Below are 15,879 nucleotides of genomic sequence, written 5' to 3'. Positions count from 1 at the left end.
TATCTTCTTGTCTCAATAAAAATTATAGGAATAATGTTAGACATCAACTTTATAAAAGAAAACAAGGAAATTGTAAAAAAGGGCATGATCGATAAAGGTGAAAAAGACTCATCTTTGGTTGATCAAGTTATCGCAAAAGACGAAGAATGGAGATCACAAGTCCATAAAGTTGATGCATTGCGAAGCGAAAGTAATGCCAAAGCAAAGCAAATTGGTGCGTTGATGGGGCAAGGTAAAAAGGAAGAAGCTCAGGCTATAATTGCGGAGACTTCAAAAGATAAAGACACCATTAAGCAACTTGAAGAACAGCTTAAGACGCTTCAAGAGGAGCGAGAAGAATTGTTACTTCGTATTCCTAATGTGCCACACCCTTCTGTTCCTGTAGGGGCTTCTGAAAACGACAATGAGACGTTTGCTACTTGGGGAGAGCCAAATAAAGAAGAGTGGAGGAAGCCACATTGGGATATCGTGGAGCGATATGGTTGGGTAGATTTCGAGCGTGGTGTTAAAGTAACAGGTGCTGGTTTCCCATTCTATGTTGGGCCGGTAGCTCAGCTTCAGCGAGCTTTGATTAATTATTTTATTAATGAAGCAGGAGATGCAGGTTATACTGAATTACAAGCTCCATATTTCGTAAATGAAGATTCAGCGCGAGGTACAGGTCAAATTCCTGACAAAGAGGATATGATGTATGTAGTGCCTAGGGATGAGTTTTTTGCTATTCCTACTGCAGAGGTGCCGGTTACAAACTTCCACCGCGATGAGATATTAAGTGAAGAGCAACTTCCAGTTAAGTACGTATGTTATACCCCATGCTGGCGACGTGAAGCGGGTTCTTACGGAAAAGATGTTCGTGGATTAAATCGCCTGCATCAGTTTGATAAAGTTGAGTTGGTTAAAATCGTTAAGCCTGAAGAATCATACGAGGAATTGGAAAGTCTTCGCCTTCATTCTGAAAAACTACTACAAGCATTAGAACTCCCTTACAGAACCTTATTGATGTGTACGGGCGATATGGGCTTCACCCAAACAAAAAAATATGATTTAGAAGTTTGGAGTCCAGGACAACAGCGTTGGTTGGAAGTGAGCTCTTGCTCAAATTTTGAAAGCTTCCAAGCTCGAAGAATGCAGCTTCGCTATCGGAAAGAGGAAAAGAAAACAGAGATGGTTCATACCTTAAATGGATCGGCGCTGGCATTACCAAGAGTGGTAAGTGCAATCTTAGAAGCGTACCAAGAAGAGAATGGAAAGGTACGTGTGCCGGAAGTACTGAAGCCTTTCTTAGGAAGAGATTACTTATAAAGTAGCTTCCACTTAGAATGAATTAAGGTCAGTGTGTGGAGCTAAATGCTTTACAGGCTGACCTATTTTTTTTTGGCTAACCACCAGATTCCCCAACCGATGCCGATGAGTGCTAGAGCAATTCCAAAGCCTCCAAGGAATGCATAAAGTAAGTAGGGGATAACCATGCTAATAACTACACCAGCGATTGCCTTCACTGGGCTTGCTGCTACACCTGCAGTACCAACAATTGATCTTAAAACGCGTGCTAATCGTGCCAACATAATGTCTCCAATTTTTTAACTGGGGTGAGGGTACGAGGCTTTAATGAAAAAGATGCGTACTAGCTTAAAGCGTAAAACTCTTCTTCTTTGAAGTTCAGTAGAATTTCTAAAATAGGATCCATCGTGTCGTACTTCATGAGCTCTAAACGAAGTTTTTTACCATTTCTAACTCCTTTTAGGTACTGCCCATAGTGCTTCTTCATAATGATGACACCGTAACGTTCGCCTTGATGTTCAACAGACAGTCGAAGTTGATGAGCACAGGTCTGAAGTTTTTGCTCTAAGGTTGGTTCAGGAAGTAATTCACCCGTTTCAATGTAATGGCGAGATTGTTCAAAAATCCATGGGTTACCAATTGCACCTCGACCAATCATTACTCCATCAACACCTGTTTCATCAAACATTTTTTGGGCGAGTTGAGGTGTGGTAACATCGCCATTACCAATAATAGGAATTTCAAGACCGGGAGTATTTTTGAGTTTTTTTAGAAACTCCCATCGAGCATCGCCTTTGTATTTTTGGGCACGAGTTCGAGCGTGAACGGTGAGTGCTTTCACTCCAATTTTTTGAAGCATCAATGCTACTTCTTGAATACGAATGGTGTTGTCGTCCCAGCCGAGGCGTGTTTTTACAGTAACGGGGCGATCTTTTACAGCATCTACAACCGTGCCTGCCATGCGTTCCATCATGGCTAGATCTTTAAGACAAGCCGCACCGGCTCCTTTATTTACCACTTTATAAACGGGGCACCCAAAGTTGATATCAACCACATCTGGATTGTTATTTAGGGCCACTTGAGCAGCTCCATGCATCGCTTCTTCACGCCCTCCAAATATTTGAATTCCAAAAGGGCGTTCGATTTCATTATAACTCATTTTATGCAGCGCAACTTCTGAATCACGTATTAACGCTTCAGAACTGATGAACTCAGTGAATACAATATCTGCTCCCTTCTGGCGGCAAATTTGACGAAACGGGGAGTCCGTAACGTCTTCCATTGGGGCTAAAAAAAGTGGTTTTTCGGGTAATTGTAGATCGTCAATTTTCATGAAACAAAGATAAGGAAACTAAATCGTAATTTAGAATAGGCTTTCTTAAACAGGAGTTAGTCATTTCGTTGATTTAGTCCTATATTTTGGGCTTTCAATTCAACAATAATAAGGGAAGAAATATGTCACTTGGAACTAAAAGTATCGAAGAGCTTCTTGGAAGTGAAGCATCATACTTACTAGACCACGTTAGTCAAACTATAAGCAAAGATCGTTTGGTTAAGCCATCTGCAAGCTATGTGGATGATGTATGGTACCATTCAGATCGCAACAACAGAGTTTTAGGTAACCTACAATGGTTGCTAGATCACGGGAGACTTGGAGGAACAGGGTACGTTTCTATTTTACCTGTAGATCAAGGTATTGAGCATTCAGGAGGTGCTTCATTTGCTAAGAACCCAGATTACTTTGACCCAGAGCATATCGTAAAGCTTGCCATTGAGGCTGGGTGTAATGGTGTAGCTTCAACATTTGGAGCCTTAGCTAGTGTATCAAGAAAGTATGCACATAAAATCCCTTTTATTGTAAAGATCAATCACAATGAGTTACTGACCTATCCAAACTCATTCGATCAAATTATGTTTGGTAACATCGAGCAAGCGTATAACATGGGCGCTGCTGCTGTAGGTGCTACTATTTATTTCGGTTCGGAAGAAAGTGGCCGTCAGATTCAAGAAGTAGCAGACGCTTTTGCATATGCACACGAGCTTGGAATGGCTACCATTTTATGGTGCTACATGCGTAACAGTGCATTTAAAGTAGACGGTGTTGATTACCACACTTCAGCAGATTTAACAGGCCAAGCTAACCACATCGGTGTTACTGTTGGTGCTGATATCATCAAGCAAAAGCAGCCCAATGTGAATGGTGGTTATACGGCTATGAATGCATCTGAGAGCTTCGGTAAAACTGATGATTTAGTGTATTCTGAACTGAGTTCTGATCACCCAATCGACTTAACACGTTACCAAGTAATTAACTGTTATGCAGGCCGTGCTGGTTTAATTAACTCAGGTGGTGCATCAGGTAATAACGATTTTGCTGACGCTGTTAAAACGGCCATCATCAACAAAAGAGCTGGTGGCATGGGTTTAATTAGTGGTCGTAAAGCTTTCCAACGTCCATTGAAAGAAGGTATTCAGTTATTGAATATGATTCAGGACGTGTATTTAAACGACGAAATTACTTTAGCGTAATTTTTCGGATAATAACTTTGAGCCTTACTGGTTTACCGGTAAGGCTTTTTTTTACTTTACGATTCCAATCCAAATTTTTTGAGCACAGACACTATACATACATCTAAACCTCAGAACTTTATATCCAAAAAGTATCTGGTTCTATCGATTAGCTTGAGTGTTGCTACTATGGCGGGGGTAATATGGTATACCTATACCCCAGGTGTGTTAGATCATTTGGCTTTGAAACGATTGCCAGGACTTGGTATCGCGGTAGTGGTTTCATTTCTTCGAGTATGGTTTTCAGCTGCAAAAATCCGCTTCCTATCTGAAAAAACCATTGGATGGTTTGCTTCCTTTCGGATTATGTTGGCATGGGATTTTACCAGTGCAGTAACCCCATCAACTATAGGTGGGGCCCCCATGGCAACCTATGCTATGACAAAAGAGGGGCTTAAACTAGGTTCAGCCACAGCCATTATTTTATATGGGGTTTTATTAGATCAAATATGGTTTGCAACGGCAATACCGATTCTACTCATAGCTGGTGCATTTTATGAAGTAGTTCCACCAGAAATAGGTTTGGTTGGAGAAGCCTCTATGGTGCTCTTATATATTGGCTTACTGAGTTATGCGAGTTTACTTGCCTATGGAGTATTAGTGAATCCGGCGGCTATTAAAAAAGTAGTTCTGGTTATTTTCAGACTACCCTTTTTGAGAAAGTACAAAGATAAGGTAGCCGAAGAAGCAGAGAATTTAGAAGTATATGCCCATCAGCTAAAAGAAAAACCACCATCATTTTTATTGAAAGCATTCTTCTTATCCACAATGTCGTGGGTATGTAGAATTGCACTTGCTACCATTGTAGTATTGAGTTTATTACCAGCTCCCGAAGTCCTTTCTGTATTGAGAAGTTTAGCGATGAACTTGGCCTTTTTAGTGGTTCCAACACCTGGCGGTAGTGGGGGAGTTGAAGGACTGTTTGTGTTATTTCAAGGTCCGCTAATAGCAAGGCAGTCATTTATTGGATTAGCCGTATTCCTATGGAGGATAATCAGTTACTATATCACTATTGCCTTAGGTATGATGGCTACAACGTGGTATATCAATCGTTCTGTTGTTGAGAACTCCAATTCCGATGACTAATGGCAAAGCAACGATCTCAATTTGAGTGCAACGAATGTGGACACATCTCTCCTAAATGGTTAGGAAGCTGCCCTTCTTGTGGTAGGTGGAACACCTTTGAAGAAAAAAAGGTAGAGCAGAAACAAGTAGCTCACAAAGCAAAAGTTGCGGGTTTAGAAGCGGATGAAAAGCCCAAAAAAATATCAGAAGTAGAAACTTCAGAAAAGTCGCGATTCCAAAGTAAGATAAGCGAATTAGATCGTGTTCTAGGGGGAGGCTTTTTACCAGGAGCTTATATCCTAATAGGTGGTGAACCAGGAGTAGGGAAGAGTACCTTAACACTTCAGATAGCTCAGGCTAATCCAGAGCTAAAGATTTTATATTGTGCCGGTGAGGAATCGGCTGGCCAGATTAAACAGCGAGCTTTACGATTGGGTGTGAGTTCAGATAACCTATTGATCTATAATGAGACTCAGGTCAATAAGATTATTGATGAAGCTCAAAAGGTAAACCCAGATTTACTGATTGTCGATTCTATTCAAACGGTGTATAGAACAGAGCTGCAAAGTATGCCGGGCAGTATACAGCAGGTAAAAGAGTGTGCCGCTTTATTTCAGCAGTTAGCTAAAAAGAAAAATATAACCACTTTGGTTATAGGCCATGTTACCAAAGAAGGGGACATAGCAGGCCCTAGAGTATTGGAGCATATGGTAGATACGGTACTCCAATTTGAGGGCGATAAAAACTATACATACCGATTGCTGAGAAGTCTTAAGAATCGTTTTGGTGCCGCTCAAGAAGTTGGTGTTTTCGAAATGAAAGAGACCGGATTAGTGGAAGTATCTAATCCATCGGAGTTATTTATCTCCGATAAAACTACTGGCGTAAGTGGCAATGCCGTTGTATGTACGATGGAAGGTTCAAGGCCTCTGTTGATAGAAGTTCAGGCATTAGTTTCTCCATCGGCTTATGGCACACCACAGCGCACTGCAAATGGCTTTGATCGGAATCGATTAGCACTCTTACTAGCTGTGTTAGAGAAACGAGCAGGCTATGGGTTCTCCAATCATGATGTGTACTTAAATATTGCGGGCGGGTTTAAACTCAACGACCCTGCAGGAGACTTAGGAGTTTGTTGTGCCCTAGTATCTAGCTTAGTTGATGAGCCTATAAATCAACAAATGGCATTTATAGGTGAAGTTGGGTTAGGTGGCGAAGTGCGTGTGGTTCCTCATACCGAGCAAAGAATTAAAGAAGCTGCTAAACTTGGGTTTAACCATTCAGTGCATCCTCAATCAAAAGGTAAAGAGGGTATTCGATACGTAATTGAAGCCATAAAAAAAGCCTTACCGAAACGGTAAGGCTTAAATCTGTGACGACAGCGAGAATTTAGTAATTCTCACGTTGACGGCGACGTTGCTCGCGAACAGCCTTTTTCATGGCTTCACGGCGCTCAATAGATGGCTTAGTAAACTGTTGTCTGTCCTTGTATTCGTTTAGAATACGAGAACGAGTAACAAGCTTTTTAAACCTATTTATCGCGCGTTCAACACTTTCGTTGTCTTTAACTTCAACACCTAGCATTGAGTCTCACTTCCTTTCATTTGTTTTATTATTCCCATAATTGGGACGTCAAATATACGAATTTATTTCTGTTATTCGAAGGTGTGAAAAAATCCTAAAGTTCAACATTGTATCGTCGGATTAAATCGCCATCCTCTTCACTTTGATACACACTATATAACTGATTGCCAACCACATGATGAATTGTATCATACGTTGATAGCATGAGCTTGCCAACGGCTTGTCCTTCCATATCTAGCACCACAATTTCTTTGCCATCTTCATTAGTATCTGTAAGTAACCAGATATGAGTATTGGTAACCCAAGCATTTAAGTAGGTTGGTTTAACATCATGCATTCGTTGGGTGATTTCTGATTTAAAACGAGTATCAATATTTCGCGTTGAATATGCAATGTCAGCAGAAGAGAGTGGTCTTTCAACGGTTTTGAATGGAATGCGTTTAATTTCTTGATGCTGGTTATTAAACAGGGTGAAGAAAGCACTATCTGGTCGAGCTATCATATACTGGCTATCGTCTATAAATCGGATTCGATCAGTGTTTCGATAAGGAATAGTATTGATATGAATACCGCCATCAATTTGTGATAAATGAGGAAAGGGTACTTTTAAAAAGTGTACAGAATCCGTTGCTATTTCACCATGTCTATCCGTTTCAGCAATTAAACTCAAACGATAGTCATCTAGATTCTGAAAATATCGAGAAGCATCTTTGATGACTAAAGATTCGGTAGATAAGAACTTACCATCTCCAACGTAGCCATTTGGGGTAAAACGACGAGGGTTTTTATCTGGCATTACGGAATGTGAAAAAGCGAAAGTGCCATCCGCTGTAGGAGCGTAAGTATTAACTTGGCTAGATTGTTGTCGAACTACTAAAGTATCGTCGGGATTATAGCTCATCGAGAAATAGTTAGCTAGTTCACCAGGCCCGCCACCTTCTTGAGCTATACGAGCTAAGTGCGTTCCATTTTGATCGAACTGTTCAATGCTAATGGAGGAATAATCTGACACTAAGATGTGCCCATTCTGGGTAACGATAATATCGGCAATTTGACCGGGGAGGTAGTCTTCGCTCTCTTTGATCTCTAAATCAACATCTAAAGCCAAGGTTGATAGTTCAGAGTAGTCGATTACTGCAACTTGGTTTTGTTTAGAATTGCCGGAACAGGCTGCTAGCAAAATGCCGCCAATAATGATTAGAGCACCTACATAAGTTGATGTAGTGCGTTGAAACTTGTTTGATTTCATAAATCCCTGATAGTATTGTTTTTATAAGTTTAATACGCCTAAGCCAAATAAGGCGAAGTCGTATTTTGCTGGATCGTTTGGATCCAATATTCTTAAACGATTTGTGAGCTCTTCAACAGCTTTCCAGTCGTTTTGTTTGCGAGTTAATAGTTTTAATTCCCTAGCATGACGAGCTACATGAACATCTAGTGGTATCATGAGTTCACTTTTGTCCATAAAATTCATAATTCCTAAGTCAACTGGCCCATTTCGAATGCACCAGCGTAGATACATATAGAGGCGTTTGCAGGAACTATTTTTTTCGGAATTTGAGATGTGTTTGTACGAACGCGAAGGTATTTGTGGGTAGAACTGAAAAAACTGTTCTTTAAAAACAGCAATAAGTTCACGATCTGTTTGAGTGCCAATTTGGTAGCAATGTGCCCAAAATGCTTCAAATGACTGGTGTTTTTTGAGGATGGCTTGTAAACATTTTATGAACCAAAAAATATCAACCGGCTTGAAAGTTCGGTGTTTAAACCCATCCAATATCCCCAACTGTTCATCATCGAAATTGAGAATGAAATGATAGGGTTGATAATTCATACGAGATAGCAAATCATCTACTTTTGAAATCACTATATCTCTTCGTCCCCAAGCCATGATGGCTGCAAAAAAACCGGCTAGTTCCATATCTCTTTTATCTGGGTAGGCATGCATGAATTGAATGGGATCGTCATCTATAAAAGACGGAGTTTCAACTTTTGCTACTAACTCATCAAGAGTGGGTTTTAATTCTAAAAGCTTTTTCTTTGAAATGGGGCGCGGCATGATAACTAAGAATCGAGGAGCTTTTCGGTAAGTACTTTATTGGCTTTAGGAAATGGATATTTAGTAAGCTCGGATTTTGGCACCCATTTAATCTGTTGACTTTCTTTTGGTGATGGGGTGCCTTCGATAATTCGGCATAGGAAGGCATACATATTTATAGAGAAGTGAGAGTAGGTATGCTTTAAGTTCATGAACTCTTTCACAGGAGCAACAGTCACTCCAAGCTCTTCTTTTAGTTCACGAACTAGGGTATGTTCTAGCTCCTCACCACTTTCTTGTTTACCGCCAGGAAATTCCCATAAACCACCCAGCATAGCTTCTTCAGGTCTAAGAGCGATAAGCACTTCGTCTTGGTCGTTTTCGATGATTCCGACCGCAATATGATAATGTGGTTTTTTCTTTGCAGGGCTTTTGTAGGGGATGACATCCGTTTTTGCCAATTGGCTAGCAATACATCCAACCTGAATAGGACAGCTTGAACATGATGGATTTGATGGAGTACAAACTGTGGCGCCAAGTTCCATCATCGCTTGATTGAAGTCCGAGGGATACTCCGTATCAATCAATTCATTTACATGAGCTTGGACGGCTTTGGTAGTTTTTGAAGAACGAACGTCCTCTTCAATACCTAAATAGCGTGTAATCACTCGAACTACATTTCCATCTACAACGGCGTTGGGTTTGCCAAAGGCTATACTTGTAATGGCCGCAGCGGTATAAGGCCCAATGCCTTTTAGTTTAATAATCTCGTCATATTCTTCAGGGATTATTCCATTGTATTCATTTACAATAGTTTTAGCCGCATGATGCAGGTTTCGAGCACGGCTGTAATACCCTAAGCCTTCCCAAGCTTTTAATACTTCTTGTTGCTCGGCTTCAGCTAATTCAAAAACCGTATGAAAGGCCGACATAAATCGTTCAAAATAAGGCCAAGCTTGATCAACCCGAGTTTGTTGAAGCATGATTTCTGAGATCCAGATTTTATAAGGATCTAGTTCTCCACGCCATGGCATTTCACGTTTATTTTGGTGGTACCAGTCTAATAATTGTTTGTTGAAATCTTCTCGGGAAAGGGTTTCCAAGCTCAGTTGCCACCTCGTGTTATATCCAATACTGTAAGTGTTATGTCTTGTGAAGACGCCGCTCCGAGCTGATCGGTCGCAATTACTCTAAAAGTAAATTCACCTACTTGCTTTGCGGAAGGTTTCCAACTAAACATGCCAGTTTCTTCGTTCAATTTGGCTCCTTCTGGTAAATCAACACCTAAGTATCGAATCAGTGAATTTGAAGGCTCTTCAGGGTCTATAGCTTGAATCTGTAGTTCATAATCCTCGTTAATAGCAATGGCATTTGTACGAACCGGGCTAAACCTTGGAGGGGTATTAAATGAACGCACATCAACGGTAAAGCGAGTGCTGTCAACGTCGCCTGCTGTATTAGTAGCTAAAACGGTAAACCAATTCATCCCAATTTGAGAAGGGGATGGCTGCCAGTAAAAACCTTGCTTTTTCACACTTACATTTTGAGCATTTGAACGGATGGAAAACTCAACATTCTTTGGTGAATGCCCGTTATCGAGCTCAAGTGGTAATAGCAGCGCATTGGGGTAAGTCAGAATTTGATTAGGGATATCTTTGATTTTGAATGGCCCAGTTACTTGTTTCGCATCATTTGTTGTTACTGTTGAAGTAGCCACATTAGCAATCTTGTCATTTTCTGCAATCCATAATTGATTGCCGCTATGTGCGATTAGGTTTCCAGACACTGAGTCGCTTTTCCAAATTTTAAGAGCATTCCGGTTTTCTGAGTACCAGAGTTTCCCACTTTGAGTGCGAACCATTGTAAAGTTATTCCATTGGAGAATATTCAATACGGGTTCAGATGTAGACCCTAGTTTTTTACCGATACCGTTTGCGGTAATCTCAAATACGTCACCATTTGTAGTGCTTCCCCAAAGTTTATCTTCATCTATAAACAAGCGATTTAGGCGTTCATTAAGAGAAACACTTTTGCTTAGCGTTAACAAACTATCCGAACCATCTGAAGTATAGATTACAAGCTTGTTATTGTTGGTAAGTACAAATAATTGATTGGTTAATGGAGCTGCAGCTATATCTAAAACGGCAACATCGTTAAGTCCTTCGGTGATAATAGTAGGAGGTGAATCTACAGTTTCTGGCGACTCCAACGACAGTTGTCCAAGTCCAGCTTCGTTCATGGCTACATACAAGTAGTTATGCAAACGAACAGCTTTTGAAGGCTGTGCTGGTAGAAGAGTGGAGGAGTAAACTCCTAAAACGGAGGTAGGTTCAATTACAGTTAATCTTCTGGAGTCTCCATATAGGTAGGCAAATCGTGCATCAGCAGAAATAGTATTCCCACGGCGTTGCATGCCAGATGAAGTATATAACCATTGAAGGCCTGATGGTTTAATACGGAATACAGCAAGTCCTTCTTGTTGCGATAAAACATAGAGATGTGAAGAGGAAGCTCCCATCGTTTTGATGGCAGGTATACTCATGCTCTGAGCATAAACTTGCACTAAACTCAGTTGGCTAAATGTTGGTGTAGCCAATCCAATAACGATAAATAGAAAGAGGGGTATGAATTTTTTCATCATAGCTGATTTACAACCAATTGTGTTTTTTATACCAATGAATGGTTTTAGAAATTCCTTCTTCAATGCTCACCTTTGGTGAATAACCGAGTTCGTTTATGGCTTTTGTTGAACTGCATGTCCATTCCATCACTAACTCATTTGCTTTTTCTTTATTTACAACGGGGTATTTCCCAATTAATGATGCAGTGTTTTCAATTACCGCTGCTAGCTTTTTAACCATTGAAGGTTTTAACTTAATTTTGAGAGCTTTTTTACCCATCACTCTGCCTGTGATAGCACTTATCTGATTCCAGTTATAAGTATCGGCTCCACTGATAAAATACGTATGCACCCCAGTGTCATTTTTCTGAGCGGCTTTAAGTATCCCATCTACTAAGTCACTTACATACACCATCGAAAGCCTAGGATGGTTCCCGTCGCCCACCATAGTACAAATTCCTTTACTGTATGTTTTAAAAAAAGTATAAATCTGATCCTCTCTTGGGCCATATACAGCAGGTGGACGAATTATTTTAATAGAATCGTTTGGCGAAGCAATTTTATGAGTCATGCGCTCCATAGCCACTTTAGATCGCCCATACATGCTAATGGGGTTGAAGTCATCTGATTCATCAACTGGATCTCCAAAGCTAGGGCCAACCGCTGCTAAGGAAGATAAAAGCACTATGTTCTGAACCCCTTTGCGCTGAGCAACTCGAATTAAATTCTCTGTGGCTTCAACATTCGCGATCGTAAATTCTTTTTGTGTGGGTGCTTTTACTATAGCTGCCAGATGAAAAATAACATCCACACCATCAATGCCTTCAGTGATAGCTTGGATATTATTTAGATCTCCAGAAACTTTTTTAAAATCTTTCCCAGTTAACCATTTGTCGCTTGAACGAACTAAACAACGGATTTCGGTGTATGCTTGGGAGGCTATGAGAGCATCAACAAGATGACTTCCAATAAAACCCGTTCCACCAGTTACAAAGGCTTTCATTAATTCCTTATATTCTCAGGTTATTTATTTGAGCTAAAAAAAATTTGAACTCGATATCGTAAGATACATATCTACGATTTCCTTTTAAACTTTTATGACTGAACTTCGCGTTGCCTTATTTACTGGCAACTACAATCACATTAAAGATGGCGTTTCGCTAACTCTAAACAGACTAGTAAAGTATTTAGAGAGTCAAAATATCCCTGTTTTAGTATTCGGGCCATCCATAGAAAATCCTGTTATTGATCATAACGGAGAGTTAGTAGTAACCCCTTCCATTCCGATGGTAGTATCGGGTAGAGATGAGTATAGAATTGCTCTACGTTTCCCAGATTACGCACGAGAGCGTCTGGAAGAGTTTAAACCAACACTTGTACACGTAGCTACTCCGGATGGACTTGGATACAAAGCACTCAAGTGGGCACAGCAAAATCAAGTGCAATTGGTTTCTTCGTATCACACTCACTTCACATCATATTTTCAATATTATGGTTTAGAGCCTATTGAGTTCTTTGCTTGGAGATATTTTAACTGGTTCTATAGCCAGTGTACACACACCTATGTGCCTTCACAGTCAATGATTGATGAACTAGCAGATCATGGGATTGACAAGGGTATGAAAGTGTGGGCAAGGGGTGTTAATACGGCTCTGTTCAGCCCAGAAAAAAGAGATATGGATTTCCGTAGATCGGTAGGTTTTAAAGATGATGAAACGGTAGTTACATTCGTATCGAGATTGGTGTGGGAAAAGGAATTACGCACTTTTGTTGAAAGTGTGAAAAATGTACAAGCTAAAAATCCTAAAGTACGGGCAATGATTGTAGGCGATGGTCCTGCACGTGCTGAAGTTGAAGAGCTGCTACCTGAAGCTCATTTCACAGGATTCGTGAACGGTGAAGAATTAGCCAGAGCCTATGCAAGTAGCGATGTGTTCTTATTTCCATCGCATACAGAAACGTTTGGCAATGTAACACTAGAAGCTATGGCCAGTGGATTACCTTGTTTAGTAGCGGATGCTATTGGAAGTAAATCATTAGTAGATGATGGTGTGAACGGACGTTGGGCTAAAAAACAGAGCATTCGGGATTTTACCGATAAGCTGGAATGGATTATTGCAGACAAGGATAGAATGAAGGAACTAGGCGAGGCTTCCCGTCGGATGTCATTAAACTATGAATGGGACAAGATTAATGCAGGCCTTGTAAAAAACTATCGTGAAGCACTTAGCATGCCGAAACCGCAATTAAAGTTTTAAGACCTTGAGGATACTTTATATATCACATTTGCACCCGCCCAAAGATGCCACATTGAAAAATATTGGTGGTATGCAGCGTGTAAGTATGCAATTAGTGAGTGAGTTAGAAAAGCGGGATGATATTACCATCAAAACGGTTATTCAACATGCACCGTGGAAAGGCATTGAGCTACGAACGGTCTTCTTTTTGATTCGTTTGATAAGAGAACTGCCCAAAATGGTTGATGAGTTCAAGCCCGATGTGATTTTGTTTTCATCGATGGTAACGGCTTCATTAGCTAAATTTACACGAAGAAAAATTGAAGTGCCGATGGTTACTATAAACCATGGCCAAGATGTGAAAATGCCTATCGGTATCTATCAGAATTTTGTACCAAAGGTGTTTAACGCCCTAGATGGTGTGATTTCAGTTTCAAAAGCCACTCGTGAAGAATGTATCAAGCGCGGGATGCAACCCGATAAGGGGGTGGCTCTTCCTAATGGTTTCGATATGGAAGACTTTAGTGATGTGCCAGATAAAGAGTCTGCTATTCAAGAAATCGAAAAAGAGTTTAAAGTTTCACTAGAAGGGAAGTCGCTATTACTTACCGTTGGTAGGCAAGTAAAGAGAAAAGGCCATGAATGGTTTATTTCTGAAGTGCTCCCAAAAATTAAATCGAATGTGATTTATATGGCCATAGGTGATGGACCAGAGCATGAAAATTTAAATCAGCTTTTAGAAAATTCTTCAGTAAGAGATCAAGTTTTATTAGTAGGTAAGCAACCCGATAAAGTACTGAAGCAAGCATATGCGGCTGCTGATGTGTTTATCATGCCTAATATTCCGATACCAGGTGATATGGAAGGATTTGGAATTGTACTTCTAGAAGCCAATTTAGCGGGAACTCCTGCTGTTGCGGCCGACTTAGAAGGAATCAAAGATGTGGTGAAAAATGGCCATAATGGATATAAAATTGGCGTGAGGCAATCACAAGACTTTGCAAATACTGTTGATGAGTTGATACAGAGCAACTTAGAAGAAATGAGTGAGACAGCTCGTGAGTTTGTGCTCGAAAACTTTACTTGGAATAAAGTAGCACAGCAATATATTTCCTATCTTAAGGATGTTGTTGAGAAGAAAGTGCATCAGCTAAGTTAGCCTGAAGGCAGGCAGAATTTGATAGAAAATTAATACTAGGTATATTTCGCCGTTAAAAAAGAATATTTGAGGATCAATCGCATGGCCGATACTAAAACCGACGTAGCCAAAAACGACATTTTTGCGAAAGCATATAATTTTACCAAGGCCGATGAAGTAAAAGAGCTAGGGTTATACCCATACTTCAAGCCATTGGAGGCTACGGATGGAACTATCGTGGAAATTGAAGGCCACGAAGTAATTATGGCAGGCTCCAATAACTACTTGGGGTTAACCAACGATCAAAGAACAATTGAGGCTGCACAGAAAGCATTAACGAAATATGGTACGGGTTGTACTGGATCACGTTATTTAAATGGTACGCTTGATATCCATTTAGAGCTGGAAGAAAAGCTGGCTAAGTTTCTGAATAAAGAAAATTGTGTTCTCTTCAGTACCGGCTACCAAACTAACGAGGGTACTATTCAGACCATCGCTGGTAGAAATGACATTATTTTCTCTGACCGCGATAACCATGCATGTATTGTTGTAGGAACACTTTGCTCTAACGCTAAAACAGTGCGTTATCAGCATAACGACATGGGACAACTGCGTAAAATGCTTGAAAAAGCTGATCCTAATGCAGGTAAGATTATAATTTCAGACGGTGTATTCTCAATGTCTGGAACCCTTGCTAAAGTTCCTGAACTTGTAGCCTTGGCGAAAGAATTTAACGCACGCTTATACCTTGATGATGCTCACGCGGTGGGTGTAATTGGAGATGGAGGTAGAGGTTCTGCTTCTGTGTTCGGCTTAACAGATGATGTTGATTTAATTAGTGGAACCTTCTCTAAGTCATTCGCCTCTTTAGGTGGATTTATTGTAGGGGCCAGAGAAGTAATCGAATATATTCGTCATTCTTCACCCGCACATATTTTTAGTGCATCTATGCCTCCAGCTAACGTAGCTACGGTACTTAAGGCTCTAGAAATTCTGCAAGAAGAAACTTGGAGAATCGAACGTCTAGAAGAGATTTCAATTTACATGCGTACTGAGTTAAAGAAACTTGGATTCAACGTATGGTCGAGTGAGTCGCCAATTGTACCGGTTGTAATTGGAGACATGATGAGCTGCTTCAAGTTCTGGAAAGATCTATTTGAAGAAGGTGTTTACGCTAATGCCGTAGTTCCTCCAGCAGTGCCTAAAGGGCAATCTCTGCTTAGAACTAGTTACATGGCTAGCCACACTGATGATCATTTAAACCGAATTTTAGAGGCCTTCAGGAAAGTAGGTATCAAACATGGGATTATTGACCAAAACGGTCATTCAGCTGTATAAATAAACTGCT

At 40.4% G+C, this 15,879-nt stretch carries 15 protein-coding genes; 7 read left to right on the top strand and 8 right to left on the bottom strand.

Annotated features, from left to right (window positions below):
- Window positions 1-33: 33 nt before the first annotated feature.
- Window positions 34-1,302 (top strand): serine--tRNA ligase, encoded by a 1,269-nt coding sequence (gene serS, locus B155_RS0104060; RefSeq protein WP_018126967.1) that lies wholly within the window; start codon window positions 34-36, stop codon window positions 1,300-1,302.
- 62 nt (window positions 1,303-1,364) lie between these two features.
- On the opposite strand, the gene B155_RS0104055 is transcribed toward serS, so the two are convergent.
- Window positions 1,365-1,565 (bottom strand): hypothetical protein, encoded by a 201-nt coding sequence (locus tag B155_RS0104055; protein WP_018126966.1) that lies wholly within the window; start codon window positions 1,563-1,565, stop codon window positions 1,365-1,367.
- Window positions 1,566-1,624: 59 nt separating this feature from the next.
- Window positions 1,625-2,614: a tRNA dihydrouridine synthase DusB gene (gene dusB / locus B155_RS0104050; RefSeq protein WP_018126965.1), complete on the bottom strand. Its 990-nt coding sequence runs from the start codon at window positions 2,612-2,614 to the stop codon at window positions 1,625-1,627.
- Between the two features lie 122 nt (window positions 2,615-2,736).
- On the opposite strand from dusB, the gene B155_RS0104045 reads away from it, so the two are divergent.
- The 3 genes from B155_RS0104045 to radA all read left to right on the top strand — a co-directional run bounded on the left by B155_RS0104045 (window position 2,737) and on the right by radA (window position 6,275).
- On the top strand, window positions 2,737-3,810 hold the full coding sequence (locus B155_RS0104045) for a class I fructose-bisphosphate aldolase (protein WP_018126964.1): 1,074 nt from the start codon (window positions 2,737-2,739) through the stop codon (window positions 3,808-3,810).
- A 78-nt stretch (window positions 3,811-3,888) separates the two neighbouring features.
- On the top strand, window positions 3,889-4,935 hold the full coding sequence (locus B155_RS0104040) for a lysylphosphatidylglycerol synthase transmembrane domain-containing protein (RefSeq protein ID WP_240386242.1): 1,047 nt from the start codon (window positions 3,889-3,891) through the stop codon (window positions 4,933-4,935).
- Window positions 4,935-6,275, top strand: a complete 1,341-nt coding sequence (gene radA, locus B155_RS0104035; protein WP_018126962.1) for a DNA repair protein RadA — start codon at window positions 4,935-4,937, stop codon at window positions 6,273-6,275. The genes B155_RS0104040 and radA overlap by 1 nt, the downstream gene beginning before the upstream one ends.
- Before the next feature lie 28 nt (window positions 6,276-6,303).
- Here radA and rpsU read toward each other — a convergent pair whose 3' ends face one another.
- The 6 genes from rpsU to B155_RS0104005 form a co-directional block, all read right to left on the bottom strand.
- On the bottom strand, window positions 6,304-6,498 hold the full coding sequence (gene rpsU, locus B155_RS0104030; protein WP_018126961.1) for a 30S ribosomal protein S21: 195 nt from the start codon (window positions 6,496-6,498) through the stop codon (window positions 6,304-6,306).
- A gap of 94 nt (window positions 6,499-6,592) precedes the next feature.
- Window positions 6,593-7,747, bottom strand: a complete 1,155-nt coding sequence (locus B155_RS0104025; RefSeq protein WP_018126960.1) for an NHL repeat-containing protein — start codon at window positions 7,745-7,747, stop codon at window positions 6,593-6,595.
- Window positions 7,748-7,768: 21 nt separating this feature from the next.
- Window positions 7,769-8,557 (bottom strand): TIGR02757 family protein, encoded by a 789-nt coding sequence (locus tag B155_RS0104020; protein WP_018126959.1) that lies wholly within the window; start codon window positions 8,555-8,557, stop codon window positions 7,769-7,771.
- A gap of 5 nt (window positions 8,558-8,562) precedes the next feature.
- Window positions 8,563-9,639, bottom strand: coding sequence for an A/G-specific adenine glycosylase (gene mutY / locus B155_RS0104015; RefSeq protein WP_018126958.1), 1,077 nt, complete (start codon window positions 9,637-9,639; stop codon window positions 8,563-8,565).
- 2 nt (window positions 9,640-9,641) lie between these two features.
- Complete coding sequence (locus B155_RS0104010; RefSeq protein WP_018126957.1) at window positions 9,642-11,177, bottom strand: Ig domain-containing protein; 1,536 nt, start codon at window positions 11,175-11,177, stop codon at window positions 9,642-9,644.
- A 7-nt stretch (window positions 11,178-11,184) separates the two neighbouring features.
- Complete coding sequence (locus B155_RS0104005; protein ID WP_018126956.1) at window positions 11,185-12,159, bottom strand: NAD-dependent epimerase/dehydratase family protein; 975 nt, start codon at window positions 12,157-12,159, stop codon at window positions 11,185-11,187.
- Window positions 12,160-12,253: 94 nt separating this feature from the next.
- On the opposite strand from B155_RS0104005, the gene B155_RS0104000 reads away from it, so the two are divergent.
- The 3 genes from B155_RS0104000 (at window position 12,254) to B155_RS0103990 (ending at window position 15,869) form a co-directional block, all read left to right on the top strand.
- Window positions 12,254-13,414 (top strand): glycosyltransferase family 4 protein, encoded by a 1,161-nt coding sequence (locus B155_RS0104000; protein WP_018126955.1) that lies wholly within the window; start codon window positions 12,254-12,256, stop codon window positions 13,412-13,414.
- Window positions 13,415-13,418: 4 nt separating this feature from the next.
- A complete protein-coding gene (locus B155_RS12935) occupies window positions 13,419-14,552 on the top strand; it encodes a glycosyltransferase family 4 protein (protein WP_040368044.1) in 1,134 nt (377 codons plus the stop codon).
- 81 nt (window positions 14,553-14,633) lie between these two features.
- A complete protein-coding gene (locus B155_RS0103990; protein WP_018126953.1) occupies window positions 14,634-15,869 on the top strand; it encodes an aminotransferase class I/II-fold pyridoxal phosphate-dependent enzyme in 1,236 nt (411 codons plus the stop codon).
- The last annotated feature ends 10 nt before the right edge of the window (window positions 15,870-15,879 follow it).

The sequence above is a fragment of the Balneola vulgaris DSM 17893 genome (genome assembly GCF_000375465.1).
GTDB lineage: Bacteria > Bacteroidota > Rhodothermia > Balneolales > Balneolaceae > Balneola > Balneola vulgaris.
Note: the sequence above shows the minus strand (reverse complement) of the source record. Positions and strands in the feature narration are given on the sequence as shown.